This window comes from Streptomyces sp. NPDC056738 (assembly GCF_042790435.1).
In the GTDB taxonomy this organism is placed as follows: Bacteria; Actinomycetota; Actinomycetes; order Streptomycetales; family Streptomycetaceae; genus Streptomyces.
On record NZ_JBHTZF010000011.1, the window covers coordinates 293,902 to 312,237 of the forward strand.

At 70.4% G+C, this 18,336-nt stretch carries 18 protein-coding genes; 4 read left to right on the top strand and 14 right to left on the bottom strand.

Annotated features, from left to right (window positions below; all coding sequences use genetic code 11):
* Positions 1 to 56: 56 nt before the first annotated feature.
* Positions 57 to 1,178 carry a tRNA 2-thiouridine(34) synthase MnmA gene (gene mnmA, locus ACFRIC_RS28105; RefSeq protein WP_382791078.1) on the bottom strand — a complete coding sequence of 374 codons (1,122 nt, stop codon included), beginning with the start codon at positions 1,176 to 1,178 and terminating at the stop codon, positions 57 to 59.
* Between the two features lie 60 nt (positions 1,179 to 1,238).
* Between mnmA and ACFRIC_RS28110 the strand changes: the two genes are divergently transcribed.
* On the top strand, positions 1,239 to 1,943 hold the full coding sequence (locus ACFRIC_RS28110; protein WP_382791081.1) for an N-acetylmuramoyl-L-alanine amidase: 705 nt from the start codon (positions 1,239 to 1,241) through the stop codon (positions 1,941 to 1,943).
* A 152-nt stretch (positions 1,944 to 2,095) separates the two neighbouring features.
* Here the strand turns inward: ACFRIC_RS28110 and ACFRIC_RS28115 are convergent, their stop codons facing one another.
* The 3 genes from ACFRIC_RS28115 to ACFRIC_RS28125 all read right to left on the bottom strand — a co-directional run bounded on the left by ACFRIC_RS28115 (position 2,096) and on the right by ACFRIC_RS28125 (position 3,960).
* Positions 2,096 to 3,265: a cysteine desulfurase family protein gene (locus ACFRIC_RS28115; protein WP_382791084.1), complete on the bottom strand. Its 1,170-nt coding sequence runs from the start codon at positions 3,263 to 3,265 to the stop codon at positions 2,096 to 2,098.
* Positions 3,266 to 3,334: 69 nt separating this feature from the next.
* Positions 3,335 to 3,547 carry a DUF4190 domain-containing protein gene (locus tag ACFRIC_RS28120; RefSeq protein ID WP_326790785.1) on the bottom strand — a complete coding sequence of 71 codons (213 nt, stop codon included), beginning with the start codon at positions 3,545 to 3,547 and terminating at the stop codon, positions 3,335 to 3,337.
* 245 nt (positions 3,548 to 3,792) lie between these two features.
* The gene (locus tag ACFRIC_RS28125) at positions 3,793 to 3,960 is read right to left on the bottom strand and encodes a hypothetical protein (RefSeq protein ID WP_355767555.1); all 168 of its coding nucleotides are present in this window, start codon (positions 3,958 to 3,960) and stop codon (positions 3,793 to 3,795) included.
* A 185-nt stretch (positions 3,961 to 4,145) separates the two neighbouring features.
* On the opposite strand from ACFRIC_RS28125, the gene ACFRIC_RS28130 reads away from it, so the two are divergent.
* Entirely contained in the window at positions 4,146 to 4,772 is a 627-nt protein-coding gene (locus ACFRIC_RS28130; RefSeq protein WP_382791088.1) for a TetR family transcriptional regulator, read from the top strand.
* Between the two features lie 165 nt (positions 4,773 to 4,937).
* Here the strand turns inward: ACFRIC_RS28130 and ACFRIC_RS28135 are convergent, their stop codons facing one another.
* Together ACFRIC_RS28135 and ACFRIC_RS28140 are read right to left on the bottom strand one after the other, a co-directional pair.
* Positions 4,938 to 5,288, bottom strand: coding sequence for a hypothetical protein (locus tag ACFRIC_RS28135; protein WP_382791091.1), 351 nt, complete (start codon positions 5,286 to 5,288; stop codon positions 4,938 to 4,940).
* A 169-nt stretch (positions 5,289 to 5,457) separates the two neighbouring features.
* Entirely contained in the window at positions 5,458 to 6,420 is a 963-nt protein-coding gene (locus ACFRIC_RS28140; protein ID WP_382791094.1) for a helix-turn-helix transcriptional regulator, read from the bottom strand.
* Between the two features lie 102 nt (positions 6,421 to 6,522).
* Between ACFRIC_RS28140 and ACFRIC_RS28145 the strand changes: the two genes are divergently transcribed.
* Positions 6,523 to 7,113, top strand: a complete 591-nt coding sequence (locus tag ACFRIC_RS28145; protein ID WP_382791097.1) for a TIGR03086 family metal-binding protein — start codon at positions 6,523 to 6,525, stop codon at positions 7,111 to 7,113.
* 84 nt (positions 7,114 to 7,197) lie between these two features.
* Here the strand turns inward: ACFRIC_RS28145 and ACFRIC_RS28150 are convergent, their stop codons facing one another.
* Positions 7,198 to 8,058 carry a thioesterase family protein gene (locus tag ACFRIC_RS28150; RefSeq protein ID WP_382791101.1) on the bottom strand — a complete coding sequence of 287 codons (861 nt, stop codon included), beginning with the start codon at positions 8,056 to 8,058 and terminating at the stop codon, positions 7,198 to 7,200.
* Between the two features lie 161 nt (positions 8,059 to 8,219).
* Between ACFRIC_RS28150 and ACFRIC_RS28155 the strand changes: the two genes are divergently transcribed.
* Positions 8,220 to 9,542, top strand: coding sequence for an alpha/beta hydrolase (locus ACFRIC_RS28155; RefSeq protein WP_382791104.1), 1,323 nt, complete (start codon positions 8,220 to 8,222; stop codon positions 9,540 to 9,542).
* Here the strand turns inward: ACFRIC_RS28155 and ACFRIC_RS28160 are convergent.
* The 7 genes from ACFRIC_RS28160 to ACFRIC_RS28190 all read right to left on the bottom strand — a co-directional run bounded on the left by ACFRIC_RS28160 (position 9,442) and on the right by ACFRIC_RS28190 (position 17,959).
* Positions 9,442 to 10,107: a trimeric intracellular cation channel family protein gene (locus ACFRIC_RS28160; RefSeq protein WP_355767789.1), complete on the bottom strand. Its 666-nt coding sequence runs from the start codon at positions 10,105 to 10,107 to the stop codon at positions 9,442 to 9,444. The genes ACFRIC_RS28155 and ACFRIC_RS28160 overlap by 101 nt on opposite strands.
* Before the next feature lie 47 nt (positions 10,108 to 10,154).
* The gene (locus ACFRIC_RS28165; RefSeq protein WP_382791108.1) at positions 10,155 to 11,546 is read right to left on the bottom strand and encodes a M1 family metallopeptidase; all 1,392 of its coding nucleotides are present in this window, start codon (positions 11,544 to 11,546) and stop codon (positions 10,155 to 10,157) included.
* Positions 11,547 to 11,653: 107 nt separating this feature from the next.
* On the bottom strand, positions 11,654 to 12,985 hold the full coding sequence (locus ACFRIC_RS28170) for an ABC transporter ATP-binding protein (RefSeq protein WP_382791111.1): 1,332 nt from the start codon (positions 12,983 to 12,985) through the stop codon (positions 11,654 to 11,656).
* Entirely contained in the window at positions 12,982 to 14,079 is a 1,098-nt protein-coding gene (locus ACFRIC_RS28175) for an ABC transporter ATP-binding protein (protein WP_382791115.1), read from the bottom strand. Before ACFRIC_RS28175 ends, ACFRIC_RS28170 begins: the two co-directional genes overlap by 4 nt.
* The gene (locus ACFRIC_RS28180; protein WP_382791118.1) at positions 14,076 to 15,083 is read right to left on the bottom strand and encodes an ABC transporter permease; all 1,008 of its coding nucleotides are present in this window, start codon (positions 15,081 to 15,083) and stop codon (positions 14,076 to 14,078) included. The genes ACFRIC_RS28175 and ACFRIC_RS28180 overlap by 4 nt, the downstream gene beginning before the upstream one ends.
* Positions 15,084 to 15,149: 66 nt before the next feature.
* On the bottom strand, positions 15,150 to 16,922 hold the full coding sequence (locus tag ACFRIC_RS28185; protein ID WP_382791122.1) for an ABC transporter substrate-binding protein: 1,773 nt from the start codon (positions 16,920 to 16,922) through the stop codon (positions 15,150 to 15,152).
* Positions 16,923 to 16,960: 38 nt separating this feature from the next.
* Entirely contained in the window at positions 16,961 to 17,959 is a 999-nt protein-coding gene (locus ACFRIC_RS28190) for an ABC transporter permease (RefSeq protein WP_382791125.1), read from the bottom strand.
* Between the last annotated feature and the right edge of the window lie 377 nt (positions 17,960 to 18,336).

Consider the following 18,336-nt stretch of genomic DNA (forward strand, 5'->3'; position numbering starts at 1 on the left):
CGGCCGGGCGACCAGTCGATCGGGCAAGGGGGCGAGGTCCCCCTCGCCCGGTCCGGCTAGACGTCCGCCGTCGCGCGCGTGGTCGTCGCGATCGTCGCCGAGCCCACCACGCGGGTGCCGTCGTACAGGACGATCGCCTGGCCGGGCGCGACGCCGCGGACCGGCTCGGTGAAGGTGACCCGCAGCTCGCCGTCGACGAGGTCGGCGCGCACCTCCGTCTCGCCCCCGTGGGCGCGGAGCTGGGCGGTGTAGGTGCCGGGGCCGGTCGGGGCCGCGCCGCACCAGCGGGGCTTGATCGCGGTCAGCGCGGACACGTCCAGGGAGGCGGCCGGGCCGACCGTGACCGTGTTGTTCACCGGTGAGATGTCGAGGACGTAGCGGGGCTTGCCGTCGGCGGCCGGGGTGCCGATGCGCAGTCCCTTGCGCTGGCCGATCGTGAAGCCGTAGGCGCCCTCGTGGGTGCCGATCGTGGCGCCGCTCTCGTCGACGATGTCGCCCTCGGCCTTGCCGAGCCGGCCCGCGAGGAAGCCCTGGGTGTCGCCGTCGGCGATGAAGCAGATGTCGTGCGAGTCGGGCTTCTTGGCGACGGCCAGGCCCCGGCGCTCGGCCTCGGCCCGGATCTCGTCCTTGGTGGTGACCGTGTCGCCGAGCGGGAACAGCGCGTGGGCGAGCTGACGGTCGTCCAGGACGCCGAGGACGTACGACTGGTCCTTGGCCATGTCCGAGGCGCGGTGCAGCTCGCGGGTGCCGTCCTCGCGGACGATCACCTGGGCGTAGTGGCCGGTGCAGACCGCGTCGAAGCCGAGCGCGAGCGCCTTGTCCAGCAGCGCGGCGAACTTGATCTTCTCGTTGCAGCGCAGGCACGGGTTCGGCGTGCGGCCGGCCTCGTACTCGGCGATGAAGTCCTCGACGACGTCCTCGCGGAAGCGCTCGGCGAGGTCCCAGACGTAGAACGGGATGCCGATGACGTCGGCGGCCCGGCGGGCGTCGCGCGAGTCCTCGATGGTGCAGCAGCCGCGCGCGCCGGTCCGGAACGATTGCGGGTTCGCCGAGAGGGCGAGGTGCACGCCCGTCACGTCGTGCCCGGCCTCGGCGGCACGGGCGGCGGCTACGGCGGAGTCCACTCCGCCCGACATGGCGGCGAGGACGCGGAGGGGGCGCTGCGAGGTGTCAGTCATAACCCCTCCAGAGTACGGGGCCGCGGGAACCGGGACCCGCGAGTATCCGTTGAAGATCGCATGGGGGCGAAAAAGGGGAGTCCGGGAGCGCCGCGGAGCCGTGGAGCCGCGGCGGGAGCCGGGGACGGCGACAAGCCGGTCGGCCGCCGGGTGCTGCTGATCGGCGGACTGGTGGCCGCCGCGAGCGCGGCCGGTCTCGCCCGGGAGGAGCTGTCGCACCTGTGGTGGCGGCTGCCGGGCGTGGAGAAGTCACGCGTGGCCGGGGCGGTGGACTTCCGGGGCGCGCAGTGGGTGGCGGCCTCCGCGGCGAACTGGCGGCGGGCGGACCGACCCGACGACTACGGGATAGACCGCGTGGTCGTCCATGTCACCCAGGGCAGCTTCGCGAGCGCGGTACGGGTCTTCCAGGACCCCAAGCACGGAGCCGCCGCGCACTACATCGTGCGCAAGGACGGCCATGTCACGCAGATGATCCGCGAGCTGGACGTGGCGTTCCACGCGGGAAACCGCTCGTACAACGAACGCAGTGTCGGCATCGAGCACGAGGGATTCGTCGACCGCCCCTCCTCGTTCACGGACGCGATGTACGAGGCGTCGGCGCGGCTGACGGCCGGGATCTGCGGGCGGTACGGCATTCCCGTGGACCGCGAGCACATCATCGGGCACGTCGAGGTCCCGGGCACGGACCACACGGATCCCGGGCGGCACTGGGACTGGGACCGGTACATACGGCTCGTCCGGCGGGCACGTACGGCGTCCGCCTGACCCGGGCCGCTCGGTCCCGGCCCCGGGTCTCCTCCGGGTGCCGATCCCGGCCCCGGCTCTCCCGGCCCCGGCTCTCCCGGCCCCGGCTCTCCCGGCCCCGGCTCTCCCGGTCCCGGGTCTCCCGATCCGGTCCCGGTCCTCGGCGGGTGAGGTCAGGTGAGGCCCGCCCGGCGCGCCCGTTCCACCGCAGGGCCGATGGCCTGCGCCACCGCGGCGACGTCGGCCCGGGTGGAGGTGTGGCCCAGGGAGAAGCGGAGGGTGCCCCGGGCGAGGTCGGGGTCGGTGCCGGTGGCGAGGAGGACGTGGCTCGGCTGGGCCACCCCCGCCGTGCAGGCCGATCCGGTGGAGCACTCGATGCCCTGCGCGTCGAGCAGCAGGAGCAGCGAGTCGCCCTCGCAGCCGGGGAACGTGAAGTGGGCGTTGGCGGGCAGCCGGCCCCCGGGTGCCGGGTCTCCGCCGAGGATGGCGTCGGGCACGGCCTTCACGACCGCGTCGGCCAGGTCGTCGCGCAGGGCGCCGATCTCGCGGGCGAACCACTCCTGGCGTTCGGCGGCCAGCCGTCCGGCGACCGCGAAGGACGCGATGGCGGGCACGTCGAGCGTGCCGGAGCGGACGTGGCGTTCCTGACCGCCGCCGTGCAGCACGGGAACCGGGGTGTACTCACGGCCGAGGAGCAGCGCGCCGATCCCGTACGGGCCGCCGATCTTGTGGCCGGACACCGTCATCGCGGCGAGGCCGGAGGCCGCGAAGTCGACGGGGACCTGACCGAAGGCCTGGACCGCGTCGGCGTGCAGCGGGACGTCGAACTCGGCCGCGACGTCGGCGAGTTCGCGGACCGGCATGATGGTGCCGATCTCGTTGTTGGCCCACATGACCGTGGCGAGGGCGACGTCCTCGGGGTTGCGGGCGATGGCCTCGCGCAGGGCCTCGGGGTGGACGCGGCCGTAGGCGTCGACGGGTAGGTACTCGACCGTGGCGCCCTCGTGCTCGCCGAGCCAGTGGACCGCGTCGAGGACGGCGTGGTGCTCGACGGGGCTCGCGAGCACGCGGGTGCGGGCCGGGTCGGCGTCCCTGCGGGACCAGTACAGGCCCTTCACCGCGAGGTTGTCGGCCTCGGTGCCGCCGGAGGTGAGGACCACCTCGCTGGGGCGGGCGCCGAGGGAGTCCGCCAGGGTCTCGCGGGCCTCCTCGACCGCGCGCCGCGCGGTGCGGCCGGCGGCGTGGAGGGAGGAGGCGTTGCCCGTGACGCCCAGTCGGGCGGTCAGTGCCTCTACTGCCTCGGGAAGCATGGGGGTGGTCGCGGCGTGGTCGAGGTAAGCCATGGTGGGCTCGATTCTACGGGCCCGCTCCCCCTCGCCCCGGCCCCCCGTCCCCTGGGCCCCGTGGCGGCCTCAGAAGCTCCAGGACACCGTGTTGTCGACCTGCATGAAGGCGACCAGGACGACCAGGTCGGCGATCCCCAGGCCGAGGCCGAGGAAGGCGCGGCCGCGGCGGGCCGTGCCGCGCCACAGCGCGACGGAGGCGAGCACGATGGCGATGGGGCCCAGGAAGAGGTTCAGCACGAGCAGGCCGAGCAGGCCGAGGACGAAGGAGGCCACGGCCATGCCGTCGGCGTCCTTGACGCCGGTCCGGCGCGTGGCGCGGACGGCCCCGGCGGCACCGGGGGTGCGCGCGGCTTCGGCGGTGCGGTCGGCGCCGGTGGTGCGGGGCGCGGTGGTGGTGGCCGTGCGGGTGGAGCGGGTGGTGCCGGTGGTGCGCGCGGTGAGTTCCATGACGTGAGTCAGCTCCCAACGGTCAGTTGGTGAAGGGGTGGACCAACGGCCGGTCGGCAAAGGTGCGGGACCAACGGTCAGTTGGCGGAGGAGTGGCGTCGGCGGGCCCCGCGCTCGCGCAGCGCGAAGACGATCAGCCAGACGCCGATGACGGCCGCGGCGGCGAGGGTGAAGCTCAGCGGCGCGTGCGCCACGGAGCCCATCACAACGCCGAGCAGCAGGAGTGCGGCGACGAGGAACAGCATGAGATGCCTCTCGAAGAAGTCTCGAAGTCCGGTCTCGGAACCTCCGGCACCTCAACGGTGAGGGCCCGATGTTTCCGGGACTTGACGACTCAGTGAACGCTTGTAGTTACACTTGTTCACTGACTCTGGAGTCTAACGTGTCCCACGGCTTTTAAATTCCAGAGAACAGTTGTTAACTGCATGGCATGAGTCACACTCTCGGCATCCGCCAGGCGCAGAAGCAGAAGACCCGACAGGCTCTGCTGGACGCCGCGTTGGGGCTTCTGGAGGATCAGAGCCTGAGCAGCCTGGGGCTGCGCGAGGTCACCCGTGCCGTCGGAGTCGCCCCGACCGCCTTCTACCGGCACTTCCGCTCGACGGCGGATCTCGGGGCGGCGCTGGTCGAGGAGGCGCTCGGGAGCCTGCACCCGGTGATCGAGGACACGCTGTCCACGGCCGGGGACAGCGAGGAACGCATCGCTCGCGCCGTCGAGGTGATCGCCCATCACGTCGCGGCGCATCCGGCGCACGTCCGTTTCATCGCCCGCGAGCGGCACGGCGGGGTCGCTCCGGTACGGGAGGCGATCCGCGAGCAACTGGCCCGGTTCGCCGAGGAGGTCAGGGACGCGCTGGCCGAGCACCCCGAGTCGGCGGGGTGGAGCGATGACGATCTGCTGATGCTGGCCGGCCTGTACGTCGACCACATGCTGATGGCGGCCTCGGCGTTCCTGGAGGCGCTGGACGGCTCCGAGGCGGAACGCGAGCGGGTGGCCGGGGTGGCGAGCCGCCAGATGCGGCTGATCAGCATCGGCCGCCGCCACTGGCTCGGCTGACCGCCGCGGCGACCGGTCGGCGGCCGCGGCCCCGCTACGGGGCCGCGCCGCGAGGAACCCTGAGCCGGGTCCCGGCACGGTTCGCGAACCCCGCCCGCCCCGGGACCCGGCAGAGCCGGACCGGGACGAGAGGCCGGGGCGGCGGCAGCGGCCAGGCCCCGGGTCTCAGCCCTGGCCTTGGCCCATCTGACCCCCGCCGGGGCCGCCGCAACCACCGGCCTGGCCGCCACCCGCGCCGCCGCCGGGGGCACCGCTCGGCATTCCTGAGGGGAAACCGGACGGGGCCTTCCCGGTGGGCATCGCCGAGGGGGTTCCGGACCACGAGGGCATGCCCGTGGGAGCGCCGCTGGGGCGGCCGCCGGGCCCGCCGCTCGGCATCCCGGACGGGCGGGTGCAGTTCTGCTCGCCGGAGGTGGTGCCGTCCGAGGACGACGAGTCACCGGAGCCGCAGGCCGCCAGGAGGGGCGAGAGCGCGAGGACGGCGACGAGGGGAACGAGTCGTGCACGACGGTTCATTGGGGCAACTCCCAGTCAAGTCACGTGGATCGGCCGACGAGAGCCGGACGAGCGGGAGACAGCGGACCAGATCCACGTAGGGCCACGCTGTGCCGAACCTGTGCCTTGCTGTGCGAGACGGCCCCGGCGCGGCTCCAGGGCAGCCTCGGCGCGGTGTCGACCCCCGTGCTCAATCCGGCTCGTACACCGCTCTGATGGCCGCCGCCGTCGTGGACAGTTCTCGGCGGGCCTCGGGCGGGGCGAGGATCTCCAGCGCGTCGCCGAAGGCCAGCAGGGTGCGGGACTCGCGCACCGAGCCGAGGACCAGGCGCGCCGTCACCCACTCGCCGGCGCCGTCGTCCTCGGGCAGCTCGGCGAGGGAGGCCGCGTGGAGGCGTACGAACATGTCCAGGCGGGAGCGCCGCACCCGGACCGTGACGTCGACGCCGCCCGGCCGCTCCTCGACCTGGCGGCGCAACACCTCCCAGACGTCGGCGAGTTCGACGCCCGGACGGCGCCGCACCGGGTCCGGCAGCAGGGTGGCCGTGCGGACCCGGTCGGCGCGGAACAGCCGCGGAGCGCCGCGCCGGTCGGCGACCAGGTACCAGACACCCGCCTTGGAGACGAGGCCGTACGGGTCGACGGTGTACGTGCGCGGCTCGGCGTCCCCGCCGTGGCGGTAGCGCAGCCGGAGCCGGCGGTCGGAGAAGACGGCGTCCTGCAGTACGTCCAGGTCGACGGCCCGTCGGGGACCGCCCCGCCAGCGGGTGGCGTCGACGAGGATCCGCCGCCCGGTGACCTCGGCGGCGGGCCTGAAGGGGGCCGGCAGTGCGGCCATGACCTTGCGCAGCGCCGAGCCGAGCGCCGCGTCCAGGCCGAGGGCGGCGTGCGCGCCCTGCGCGGCCAGGATGAACAGCGACCGGGACTCGTCCGCGGTCAGTCCCGTGACGTCCGTACGGAATCCGGCGAGCAGTTCGATGCCGCCGTGCCGCCCGCGTTCGGCGTAGACGGGGACGCCGGAGGCGGACAGGGCCTCGACGTCCCGGTAGACGGTGCGCACCGACACCTCCAGCCGGTCGGCGAGTTCGCGGGCCGGGACGCGGCCGCGGGTCTGGAGGAGCAGCAGGATCGAGAGGAGGCGGTCGGACTTCACGCGCCCAGGATCGCGCCCGCGCCGGGCCCGCACAAATGTTGACGGAAACTGTCAGGTTATGCCTCGAGAGTGAGGGCACACCGACCCACGGAAGAGGTAGTCATGAACGCGATGGACCCCCGCCCTCTGTACTCCCGCGCCGCCGCGCAGATCGCGTCGCTGATCGCGGCCGTCCGGCCGGAGCGGCTGGACGGTGTCACCCCGTGCGCCGAGTTCGACGTACGTCTGCTGCTGTCGCACATGGTCGGCGGCACCCGGCGGATCGCCGTGATCGGGGCGGGCGGGGACGGGCTCGCGGTGCGGCCGTTCGCCGACGGCGTGCCGGACGACGGCTGGAGCGCCGCCTACGCCGAGGCCAGGGAGCAGGTCCGCGTGGCGTGGGCGGACGACACGCGGCTGGACGCGGCGGTGCGGGTGCCCTGGGGCGAGGTGAGTGGACGGATCGCCCTCGCCGGGTACGTCATGGAGGCGGTGACCCACACCTGGGACCTCTCGGAGGCGCTGGGACGGCCCCTCGAACTCGATCCGGAACTGGCCGAGTTCGCGCTCACCATCGCCGCCCGTGTGCTGCCCGACGAGGGGCGCGAGGACCCCGAGCTGCCGTTCGGCGCCGTGGTGCCGGCACCCGAGGGCGCGGACGCCTACGGGCGGCTGGCGGCCTGGATGGGCCGCCGCCCCCTGGTGACCGCCTGACGGCGCGGAGCGCGGATTCCGGGGCACCCCCGGCAGGAGGGGTGCCCCCGAATCCGTGGCCGGGCCGCGAAGGCCCGGACCGGGTCAGGCGAGGCGGGCGCGGGCGAGCTGGCGGGACTGGGCGACCAGGCGGTCCTGGCTGTCCCAAACCTCCGCGTCCTCCTCCAGGAAGCCCCCGGCGAGGTTGCGGGTGGTGATCGACACACGCAGCGGGCCGGGCGCCGGGCGGCACCGCACGTGCACGGTCAGCTCGACGGTCGGCACCCAGCCGGAGAGGCCGATCTCGAAGGCCGTCGGCGGCAGCGCGTCGACCGCGAGGAGCAGCGAGAGCGGGTCCGCGTCCCGGCCGTCGGCGAGTCCGAACCACGACCGCATCTCGCCCTTGCCGGACGGGGCGCCGAGCGCCCAGCCGAGGGTGGCGGGGTCGAGCTTGAGGAACAGCCGGTCGGTGATGGCCGAGCTGCCGGGGATGGGGGCGGGGGCGTCCTGCGGGCCGAAGCACTGGTCCATGGGCGGGATCGCCGGCGGCCGCGCGGTCGTGCGGACGTCGTCGGGCAGGGAGTCGAGGTCTCCGTACGAGGCGAGCACGCGGATGCGCTCGACCTCGCGGCCCTCGTCGTCGTACTGGAACAGGGAGGCCTGTCCGGTCGACAGCGTCCGGCCGGTGCGGACGACGTCCGTGCGGACGACCGCGGGGCCCGGCTGGGACGCGGTCAGATAGTGCGCGGAGACCGTGAAGGGGTCGGAGTGCGGGAGCGCGTCGGCGAGCGCGCGGCCGAGGACGGCCAGCAGATAGCCGCCGTTGACGGCGTTGATGATCGTCCACCCGGCGGAGAGGTCGACGTCGTAGACGCCGTTCCCCCGCGGGGTGACGGCGGTGTCCCGGTCGAACTCGCTGTCGCCGATCGTGGCCCGTACGGCCTGTACCGAAGCTGCTTCTGGCATGCGTGAACGGTACAACAGGAAATTACTAAGCGGTAGCTTTCACGCTTTCGGACGCAGGGGCACCCTCGTTGTCCGGCCATACAGGTGAGGATTCGGCAATTTCTTGTCAAGTGTCCGTAATCATCCGTGACCAATCGGTCCGAGTTCTCCTCTGATGGGACATGAGCCTCACCGGGACACCGTTCCTCCTGACCTCCTTCGTACTGTGCGCCGTCGCCCTCCTCACTCCCCTGGTCCTGTGGTCCCGGGTGCCCGGACCGGGGCCGGTGCGCGCCGCGGCCCGGCTCCTGATGCTGCTCTTCGCCCAGGGGACGGCGATCAGCCTGGTGTTCGTCCTCGTGAACAACGCCAACAACCTGTACGACAACTGGGCCGACCTCCTCGGCACCGGCAACCACGTCCAGCAGGCCGCCGACCTCGGCGCGGACGGCACCGGCGGGATCTCGCTGAGGGACCTGCCCCGGATGCGGCAGACCTTCCGGCCGGCCGACGGGCCGCGGATGCGGCAGGCCGGCGGCGTACGCGTCACGGACCTGAAGGGACGGGTGTCGGGGGTGGACGCCGAGGTCTACGTCTGGCTGCCACCGCAGTACGACGAACCCGCCTACCGGCACCGGAGGTTCCCCGTCGTGGAGCTGCTGCCGGGATACCCGGGCTCCGCCAAGGCGTGGTTCGGATCCCTGCGGGTGCACGAACAGCTGCGGCCGATGATGCTCGACGGCCGGGTCGCGCCGTTCATCCTGGTCGCGCCGCGCACCAACCTGCTGGCCAGGGCGGACACCGGCTGCGCGAACATCCCGGGGACGGTGAACGCGGAGAGTTGGCTCAGCATCGACGTGCCGCGGATGGTCATGGACAATTTCCGCGCCGAGCCCGCCCCGCGCGGCTGGGCCACGGCCGGATACTCGGCCGGTGCGCATTGCGCCACCAAGCTGGCGGTCGCCCACCCCGACCGCTACCGGGCCGCGGTGAGCATGTCCGGCTACAACGACCCCAAGGGCGAACGCAGTTCACTCGCCGGACGGAGCCTCGAACTGCGCCGCAGGAACAACCCCTACCTGCTGCTGCGCGCCGAGCGCGTCCACCCGCGGCTCGCCCTCTACTTCTCCGGCGAGTCCGGCGACGGCTACCAGGCGGGCGCGGCGATCCAGGCGATCGCGAAGCCGCCGACGAGTGTGGACGTGGTGCTGCTGCCGCGCAGCATGGGCGGCCACGACATGGGGCTGTGGCGGCCGCAGCTTCCGGAGGTGTTCCGCTGGCTGACCGAGGAGTTCGGCGGCGCCAGGGGAAGCACCGCGGACGCCGGGAGCGTCCCCGACGGCGCCGGGACCGCGGACGCCGGAGGCGACCGGGGCGCCGCGGGCACCGCGAACGCGGCGGGCGTCAGGAAGTCTCTTCCTCCCGCACCGTCGAGCGGCGGTTCCACGCGCGCGGAGCTCGCCAGTGGTAGCGCATCGCGAACAGGCGCAGCACGAAGGCCGTGACGATGGCGAGGCCGCTGGTGAACGGCGTGAGCGCGTCGTAGCGGATGCAGAGCACCACCATGGTGGCGCCGACCATCGCCGGGACCGCGTAGAGGTCGCGGTCCCAGCGCAGCAGCGAGGGGACCTCGTTGGCGAGGACGTCACGCAGCACACCGCCGCCCACGGCGGTCGCGAGGCCGAGGGCGGCGGAGGCGGTCAGGCCGAGCCCGTAGTCGTACGCCTTCACCGTGCCGGTGACGCAGAACAGTCCGAGCCCGGCCGCGTCGAAGACGTTCACGCCGACCTGGATGCGCTCGACCTGCGGGTGCAGGAAGAACACGAGCAGGGCGGCGACGAGCGGGGTGGTGAAGTACCCCAGGTCGGTGAAGGCGGCCGGGGGCACGGCACCGATGATGATGTCGCGCAGCAGCCCTCCGCCCAGCGCGGTGATCTCCGCGAGGACGGCGATGCCGAAGACGTCGAAGTTCTTGCGGACGGCCAGCAGGGCGCCGGAGATCGCGAAGACGAAGATGCCGATCAGATCGAGCGTGTGCTGGACGGAGGGGCTGAACAGTTGCTGGAACACCCCCACATTCTCACCTGTCGCGGGGTGTGCGCCTTACGAAGGAAGGTCTAGAGGGCCGGCTTGCCTGTGGTGAACAGCCAGGTCTGGAAGAGATCGTCGAGCTGCTGCCCGGAGATCCGCTCCGCGAGGGCGATGAAGTCGGCGGTGCTCGCGTTGCCGTACCGGTGCAGCTTCGTCCAGGCCGGCAGCAGTTTGAAGAAGGCGGTGTCGCCGATGCGCTCGCGCAGTGTCTGGAGCGTCATCGCGCCCCGCTGGTAGACCGCCGAGGCGAACATCGTGTCGCGCTGCGGATCGCCGACCGTGGTCTGCCAGAAGGCGGAGTCCGCGGGCCGCTGGTTGTACCCGGCGAGGAACGAGTCGTGCGCCGAGCGGGTGCCCTTGTGCTCGGCCCACAGCCACTGGGCGTAGGTCGCGAAGCCCTCGTTGAGCCAGATGTCCTTCCAGTGCGCCACCGAGACCGAGTCGCCGAACCACTGGTGGGCCAGCTCGTGCACGATGGTCGTCTCCGACCGCACCGCCGAGTACGCGGGCTTCGACTGGACCTCCAGCGAGAAGCCGGCCTCGGGCATGTCGTCGACGATCGCGCCGGTCTCCTCGAACGGGTAGGGCCCGAACACCTGCGACCAGTAGTCCGTCGCCTCGGCGGTGACGGCGTACACGTCGACGCTGTTGCTGTTGGCCAGCACGGGGTCGATCGCGACGTAGATCGGTGTACCGCCCGGGGTGGTGCCGGTCTTCACGTCGAACGTGCCGATGGTCGCCGTGGCGAGGTAGGTGGCCATGGGCCGGCTCTCGCGCCAGTGGGTGACCGTGGAGGCGCCCTTGTCCCGGGTCGATATCAGGCGTCCGTTGGAGACCGCCGTCAGGCCCTTGGGCGCGGTGATGCGGATGTCGTAGGTCGCCTTGTCGGACGGGTGGTCGCTGGAGGGGAACCAGGTGGAGGCGGCGTTGGGCTCGCAGGCGACGAACACGCCGTCCGGGGTCTTCATCCACCCGTAGTCGGAGCCGAACACGATCGGGCCGTTGAGCGGCTCGGGGACCCCGCCGTAGGTGACGGTCACCGTGAAGTTCTTGCCCCTGGCCAGGGGGCCGCGCGGGGTGACGCGGATCTCGTCGCCCTCCCGCGTGAAGTGGGCTCTCCTGCCGTTCACCTCGACCTTCGTGACGTCCAGCTTCTGGAGGTCCAGGTCGAAGGCGGAGAGGTTCTGGGTGGCGCGGGCGGTGAGGGTCGTCACGCCGTCGAGGCGGTCGGTGCCGGGGTCGTACGCCACGTCGAGGGCGTAGTGGCGGGCGTCGAAGCCGCCGTTGCCGAGCTGGGGGAAGTAGGGGTCACCGATGCCGTCCGCGCCGGGGGTGGGGGCGGAGGAGGCGGCGACGAGGAGGAAGGAGGCCGCCGCTGTGGCGAGCGCGCCTAAACGTGCCGAACGGGAGAGTGCCATTTCGCGTCCCTTTCGTACGTGTGCCGATCGTTTCCGATCAGACGGTCACGCAGGACTCTGCACTCTCCCGTTCAGGCATGTTCATGACTTTGCCAAGTCGTCACGGCCTACTTGCCGGTTGACTCCTGACGATCGGCTTCCGCAACCGCGGAGTCCTTCTCGGAGCCGGCCTCGTCACCAGCGGCCGGGACCGACGCGGAGCCGGCCTCGTCGACGGTGACGGAGTCGGACGCGGCAGCGTCCTTGTCGGCGTCGGCGGCGAGCTCGGCCGGAGCCGTACCCGACACCTCGGCGGACTCCACGCCGGACACCAGCTCGACCGCTTCGCGGGCGGCCGAGAGCAGGACGACGTCCTGCGGAGCCTGGTCCGGGGCGTTCTCCGGGTGGTGGCAGGCGACGCGCTGGCCGGGCTTGAGCTCGATGAGCGGCGGCTCGACCGTCTTGCAGACCTGCGTGGCCTTCCAGCACCGGGTGTGGAACCGGCAGCCGCTCGGCGGCGCGATCGGCGAGGGAACGTCGCCGCGCAGCAGGATCCGCTCGCTCTTGGCGCCCCGGCGCTTGGGGTCCGGCACCGGCACGGCCGACATCAGGGCCTTGGTGTACGGGTGCATCGGCGCCTGGTAGAGCGAGGTGCGGTCGGCGAGCTCGACGATCTTGCCGAGGTACATCACCGCGATGCGGTCCGAGACGTGGCGCACGACGGAGAGGTCGTGAGCGATGATCACGTACGTCAGACCGAGCTCGGACTGCAGGTCGTCCATCAGGTTCACGACCTGCGCCTGGATCGACACGTCGAGCGCCGAGACCGGCTCGTCCGCCACGACAAGCTTCGGCTTCAGGGCGAGCGCGCGGGCGATGCCGATGCGCTGGCGCTGGCCGCCGGAGAACTCGTGCGGGTAGCGGTTGTAGTGCTCGGGGCTCAGACCCACCAGCTCCAGGAGCCGCTGGACCTCCTTCTTCACACCGCCCTCGGGCTCCACGTTCTGGAGCCGGAAGGGCGCCGAGACGATCGAGCCGATGGTGTGACGGGGGTTCAGCGACCCGTACGGGTCCTGGAAGATCATCTGGATGTCACGGCGCAGCGGACGCATCTTCGAGGCGCTGAGACGGGTGATGTCCTGGCCCTCGAACTCGATGGTGCCGCCGGTCGGGTCCTGGAGGCGGGTGATGACCCGGCCCATGGTCGACTTGCCGCAGCCGGATTCGCCGACGACGCCGAGCGTCTCGCCCTTGCGGACCTCGAAGTCGATGCCGTCGACGGCCTTGACCGCGCCGACCTGACGCTGGAGAACGCCCTTCCGGATGGGGAAGTGCTTCTGCAGCCCCTGGACCCGGAGGAGGACCTCACTGCTTTCCGAGGACTTCGCGCGGTGCTCGGGAGCCGCGGCCTGCTGCGGGATCACCGCGCCGGCGCCGTCCGTCTTGTTGTTCTCACTCACAGCTTCGGCGCAATCTCTTCGGTCCAGATCCGCGTGCGGTCCTCCTGCGAGAGGTGGCAGGCGGTGTAGTGATCGCTGCCAACGAGCTGCAGTTCGGGGCGCACGGTGCGGGTGACATTGCCCTTGGGCAGGTCCGCGTACGGGCAGCGCGGGTGGAAGGCGCAGCCCGAGGGGACGTTGATGAGGCTCGGCGGCTGGCCCTTGACGGGGATGAGCCGTTCGGACGTCTCACGGTCGATACGGGGCATCGAGCCGAGCAGACCCCAGGTGTAGGGGTGCTGCGGCTGCTCGAAGACCCGCTCGGCGGTGCCGCGCTCGACGCACCGGCCGCCGTACATCACGAGGACGTCGTCGGCGATCTCGGCCACCACACCCAGGTCGTGGGTGATGAGGACGACCGCGGAGCCGAACTCCTTCTGCAGGTCGCGGATGAGGTCGAGGATCTGCGCCTGGACGGTGACGTCCAGGGCGGTCGTCGGCTCGTCCGCGATGAGCAGCTCGGGGTTGTTGACGAGCGCCATGGCGATCATCGCGCGCTGGCGCATACCGCCCGAGAACTCGTGCGGGTAGCTGTCGACGCGCTTGCCCGGCTCGGGGATGCCCACGCGGTCGAGCATCTCGATCGCCCGCGTGCGGGCGACCTTCTTGCTGACCTTGTGGTGGGTGCGGTACGCCTCCACGATCTGGTTGCCGATCGTGTAGTACGGGTGCATCGCGGACAGCGGGTCCTGGAAGATCATCGCCATCTCGCGGCCGCGGAGCTTGCGCACCTCGTCCGGGTGGGCGTTGACCAGTTCCTTGCCGTCGAGCCAGATCTCGCCCGACATCTGGACGTTCTTGCCGCGCGCGCCGAGGCGGTGCAGACCCATGATCGCCAGCGAGGTGACGGACTTGCCGGAACCCGACTCGCCCACGACGCAGAGGGTCTTGCCCTTCTCGACCGAGAAGCTGAGACCGTCGACGGACTTGACCAGACCGTCGTCGGTCGGGAAGTGGACCTTGAGGTCGCGCACTTCGAGGAACGCCTTGGGAGCGTCCGAGGGCGAGGAGACGGGCTCGCCGACAGCGGCGCCGGTCTTGGAAAGTTCGGTCACGAGAGCCTCACCCGCGGGTCGGCGGCGGCGTACAGCAGGTCCACCAGAAGATTTGCCACGACGACGAAGAACGCGGCGAGAAGAGTTACGCCGAGGATCTTCGGCAGGTCGTTGTCGGTGATGCCCTGCACGGCGTACTGGCCGATGCCGTGCAGAGAGAACACGGACTCGGTGATCACGGCGCCGCCGAGCAGCAGACCGAGGTCCATGCCGAAGACGGTGATGATCGGGGTGAGGGCGGCGCGCAGTCCGTGCCGGACCACGACCTTGCCCTCGCGCAGGCCCTTGGCACGGGCCGTGCGGATGAAGTCCTCGTTCATCGTCTCCAGCATGCCCGAGCGGGTGAGCCGCGCGTAGATGGCGGAGTACAGGAGAGCGAGAGAACACCACGCGGGGAAGAGGGTGTTGGCCCACTGCGCGGGGTTCTCGGTCAACGGGACGTAAGTGCGTCCGAAGATCGGCCAGTTGACGGTGAAGAGCAGCAGCGCCAGGTTGCCCGTGAAGAACATGGGCAGCGAGACACCGGCGAGCGCGATGCCCATGAAGGTGCGGTCGAAGAACGAACGCGGCTTGAGGGCGGAGATCACACCCGCGGCCACGCCGGACAGCAGCCACAGCACCGCGGCACCCGCGGCGAGCGACAGGGTCACCGGAAGACGCGAGGTGAGGTCCGGCCACACGGCCTGGTGGGTCTTGAAGGAGTACCCGAAGCACGGCGCGTCACAGTGCGCCGTGGTGGGACCCAGGTCGTAGGTAGCGCCGCTGACGATCCCCTTGATGAAGTGCCAGTACTGGACGTAGACGGGCTGGTCCAGACCGAGGTTGTGCTTGACCGCGATGATGTCGGCCTTCGACGGGCTCTTCCCGATGTACTGCTGCGCGAGCTGGTCGGGCGTCTGGCCGGCCAGTCTGGGCAGCAGGAAGAAGATGGCGAAGGTGACCGCGGAGACGACCAGGAGCAGGATCGCTGCCGCTGCCGTCCGACGGAGGATGTACGAAATCACGGGGATCGGCGCTGGTGCCCGCGGGCTGAGCCCGCGGGCACCAATGCCTTCACCTGCCTTCCGGGGCTACTTCTTCGTGGTGCCGATGTTGAGGTAGTCGTACTGACCGCTGAAGGCCGCCGTGGAGACCAGGTTGGTCGCGTACTGCGGGCGGGCCAGCAGGACCTTGAAGTAGGTCAGCGGCACGAGGACGGCGTCGTCCATGGTCTTCTTGTCGATCTGCGTGTACAGGCCGAGACGCGCGGCGTCGTCCTGCGTGCCGATCGCCTTCTCGAGAAGACTGTTGACGTCCTTGTTGTCGTACTGCGACAGGTTGGTGTTACCGGAGTCGCCGATCGCGGAACCGTTCAGGATCTGCTGCAGGAAGCCGTAGCCGGAGGGCCAGTCGGCACCCCACTGCATCATGATCAGACCGATGTTGTTCTTCTCGGTGAACTTCGGGACACCCGCGTAGTCGGTGAAGTACTTGCCCGAGGGGTACTGCTTCAGGCTGGCGTTGATGCCGACCTTCTTCAGCGAGGCGATGATCGCCGTGGCGGCGTCGATCTCCTGCGGGCGGTCGCTGCGGGCGGAGATGTTGGTGTTGATGGTCTCCTTGCCGCAGGCCTTGAGCTGCTCCTTGGCCTTGGCGGCGTCACCCTTGTTGCCGGCCGACGCGTAGACGTCCGACTTCTCGTAGCCCGGGATGTCCGGCGGGAGAACCGTGGAGGCGATGTCGCCGCGGATCGGGCCGCCCTCGGCCGTCTGGACCGAGACCTTGTCGATCGCGAACTGCACGGCCTTGCGGCACGCGACGTTGTCGAACGGCTTCACCTTGGTGTTGATCGCCATGTAGACCAGACGGCCACCGTAGGTGTTGTCCGTGTTGGCCTTCTTGGCGGCGGAGGTGAGCACGTCCGCCTGGGTCGCGGCCTGGACACCGCCACCACCGAGGTCGATCGCGTCGCCCGCGAGGACGTCCTTGTCGATCGTCTCGGCGGCGACCTTCAGGTTGACGACGATCTTGTCCGGGTACTGCTTGCGCAGCGGGTCGGTCGCCGCGTCCCAGTTCTCGTTGCGCACGAGGACGGCCTGCTTGCCGTCGGCGTAGCTCTGGAACTTGTACGAGCCCGAGGACACGATGTTCTTGACGTAGTCGACGCCGTTGTCCTTGGCCTGCGGGACCGGAGCCGTCTGCGGCGAGGCGACCAGGTAGTCGAACTCCTGGAAGGCCGTCTTCAGGTGGAAGACGACGGTGGTGTCGTCCGGGGTCTCGATGGAGGAGAGGCCCTTGGCGCTCTTGTCCTTGTAGGGACCCTTGTACTTGTCGCCGCCCACGAGGAACTGCTGGAAGTAGTTCGGGCCGAGGGAGAGCACGTCACGCGCGAAGTTGGAGCGCTCGACCGCGTACTTGACGTCCTTGGACGTGATCGCGGTGCCGTCCTGGTACTTCAGGCCCGAACGCAGCTTGTACGTCCAGGTCTTGCCGCCGTCGCTCGGGACACCCTTGGAGGCCGCGAGGTCGGGGACAAGGGTGTTGCCCTTCTCGCCGGCGCCGGGCTGGAACGTCATCAGCGGGCGCGCGTACAGGCGGCTCAGGTTGTACATGTACGCGTAGTACGTGTTGCCCGGGTCGAAGGAGTCCGGCACGTCCGAGTACTCGTACGTGACCGTGCCCCCCTTCTTGGTGGAGGCGTTGACGACGTCCTTGGTCGCTGCGTTGGCCCCAGCTGACTTCGTGTTGTCGGTGTTCTTGTTGTCATCGGCCTTGCTGCAGCCTGCAACGAGCAGACTCGCGGAGCCGATGGCCGCAATGGCGGCCAGCGTTGACCTACGCATGATGGGCGGGTTCCCCTCCATTGTCGGAAACTTGGTGATCTCTCGGTGTCCGTCAGGCATCAGCGGCTGCGCGGGTCGAGAGCGTCGCGGAGACCGTCGCCCAGAAGGTTGAAGGCGAGGACGGTCACGAAGATGGCGAGGCCGGGCACGATCATGAACTGCGGGTCGACCTCGTAGTAGGTGACCGCTTCACGGAGCATGCCGCCCCAGGATGCCTGCGGGGGCTGGATGCCGACACCGAGGAAGCTGAGGGAAGCCTCGAAGAGGATGTTGGTCGGGATGAGCAGCGTCGAGTAGACGATGATCGGGCCGACCAGGTTGGGCAGCAGCTCCCGGAACAGGATGTACGGGCCCTTGGCGCCCATGCCCCGGGAGGCGTCCACGAATTCCCGCTCGCGCAGGGCCAGCGTCTGGCCACGCACGATCCGGCCCAGGTAGGGCCAGTTGAAGAAGCCGATCACGAAGATCAGCACGCTCAGGTGGAGCGGAAGCCCTTCGAGGCCGAACGCGCCGCCCTGGAGGGTGGCCGAGATGGCGATCGCGAAGAGCAGGAGGGGGAAGGCGAGGAAGGTGTCCATCAGGCGGCTGATGATCGAGTCGACCCGCCCGCCGTAGAAGCCCGCGACGACACCGAGGATCGCGCCGATCACGTTCGACAGGATGGTGGCGCCGAAGGCGACGACCAGGGACACCCAGGAGCCCTCGAGGAGGCGGGTGGCGAGGTCGCGGCCGAACTTCGGGTCCACACCGAGCGGGTGGTCGGCGCTCATGCCGCCCATCCCGCCCTTGGGCAGCGAGGTGTTGGCGTCGATCAGGTCCTGGTGGAAGGCGTTCGGGTCCAGCCCCAGCATCGACTGGATGGGGCGGGCGAGGATGGCCATCAGGATGAGCAGTACGACGATGACACCGCCGGCGACCGCCACCTTGTCACGCTTGAAGCGCGTCCAGGCGATCTGCCCCAGGGAACGGCCCTCGATCCGCCCCTTGTCGGCTCCGGCAAGCACAGCCTCAGGCTGCGCTTCCGTTGCCGCCGCGGTGGTCTCGATCGGTGCGGTCACAGTGACCCGACCCCTCTCGCCGGTGGTGACCGGCCTACGACTGCCGCTGTCTGCGGCTTGGTTCACTTGCTCGCCGGGAAGTTGACCGCAGATGGTGCGGTCCGGTGACCCGGCTGATGATTCGGCTTGCACTCGCTCACAGGATCGAACGACCCCGTGTCTGATGGGCGAGTCTTCAGTGCCGCCACGATCAGTTGCCAGGCTTCATGGAGAAAGTATGCGCAACCGTGATGCTTGTTGGGGGATTCCGTTATCCGAACAGTGGGTAACGGGAGCCGGACGACTGCCAATTGAGCCGAAAAGCCGTGAAAGGGTCTTTTGGATCAGAAGTCCCGCCAAAACGGGACAATCGGCACATCAGTCGGCTTCCCCGCAGG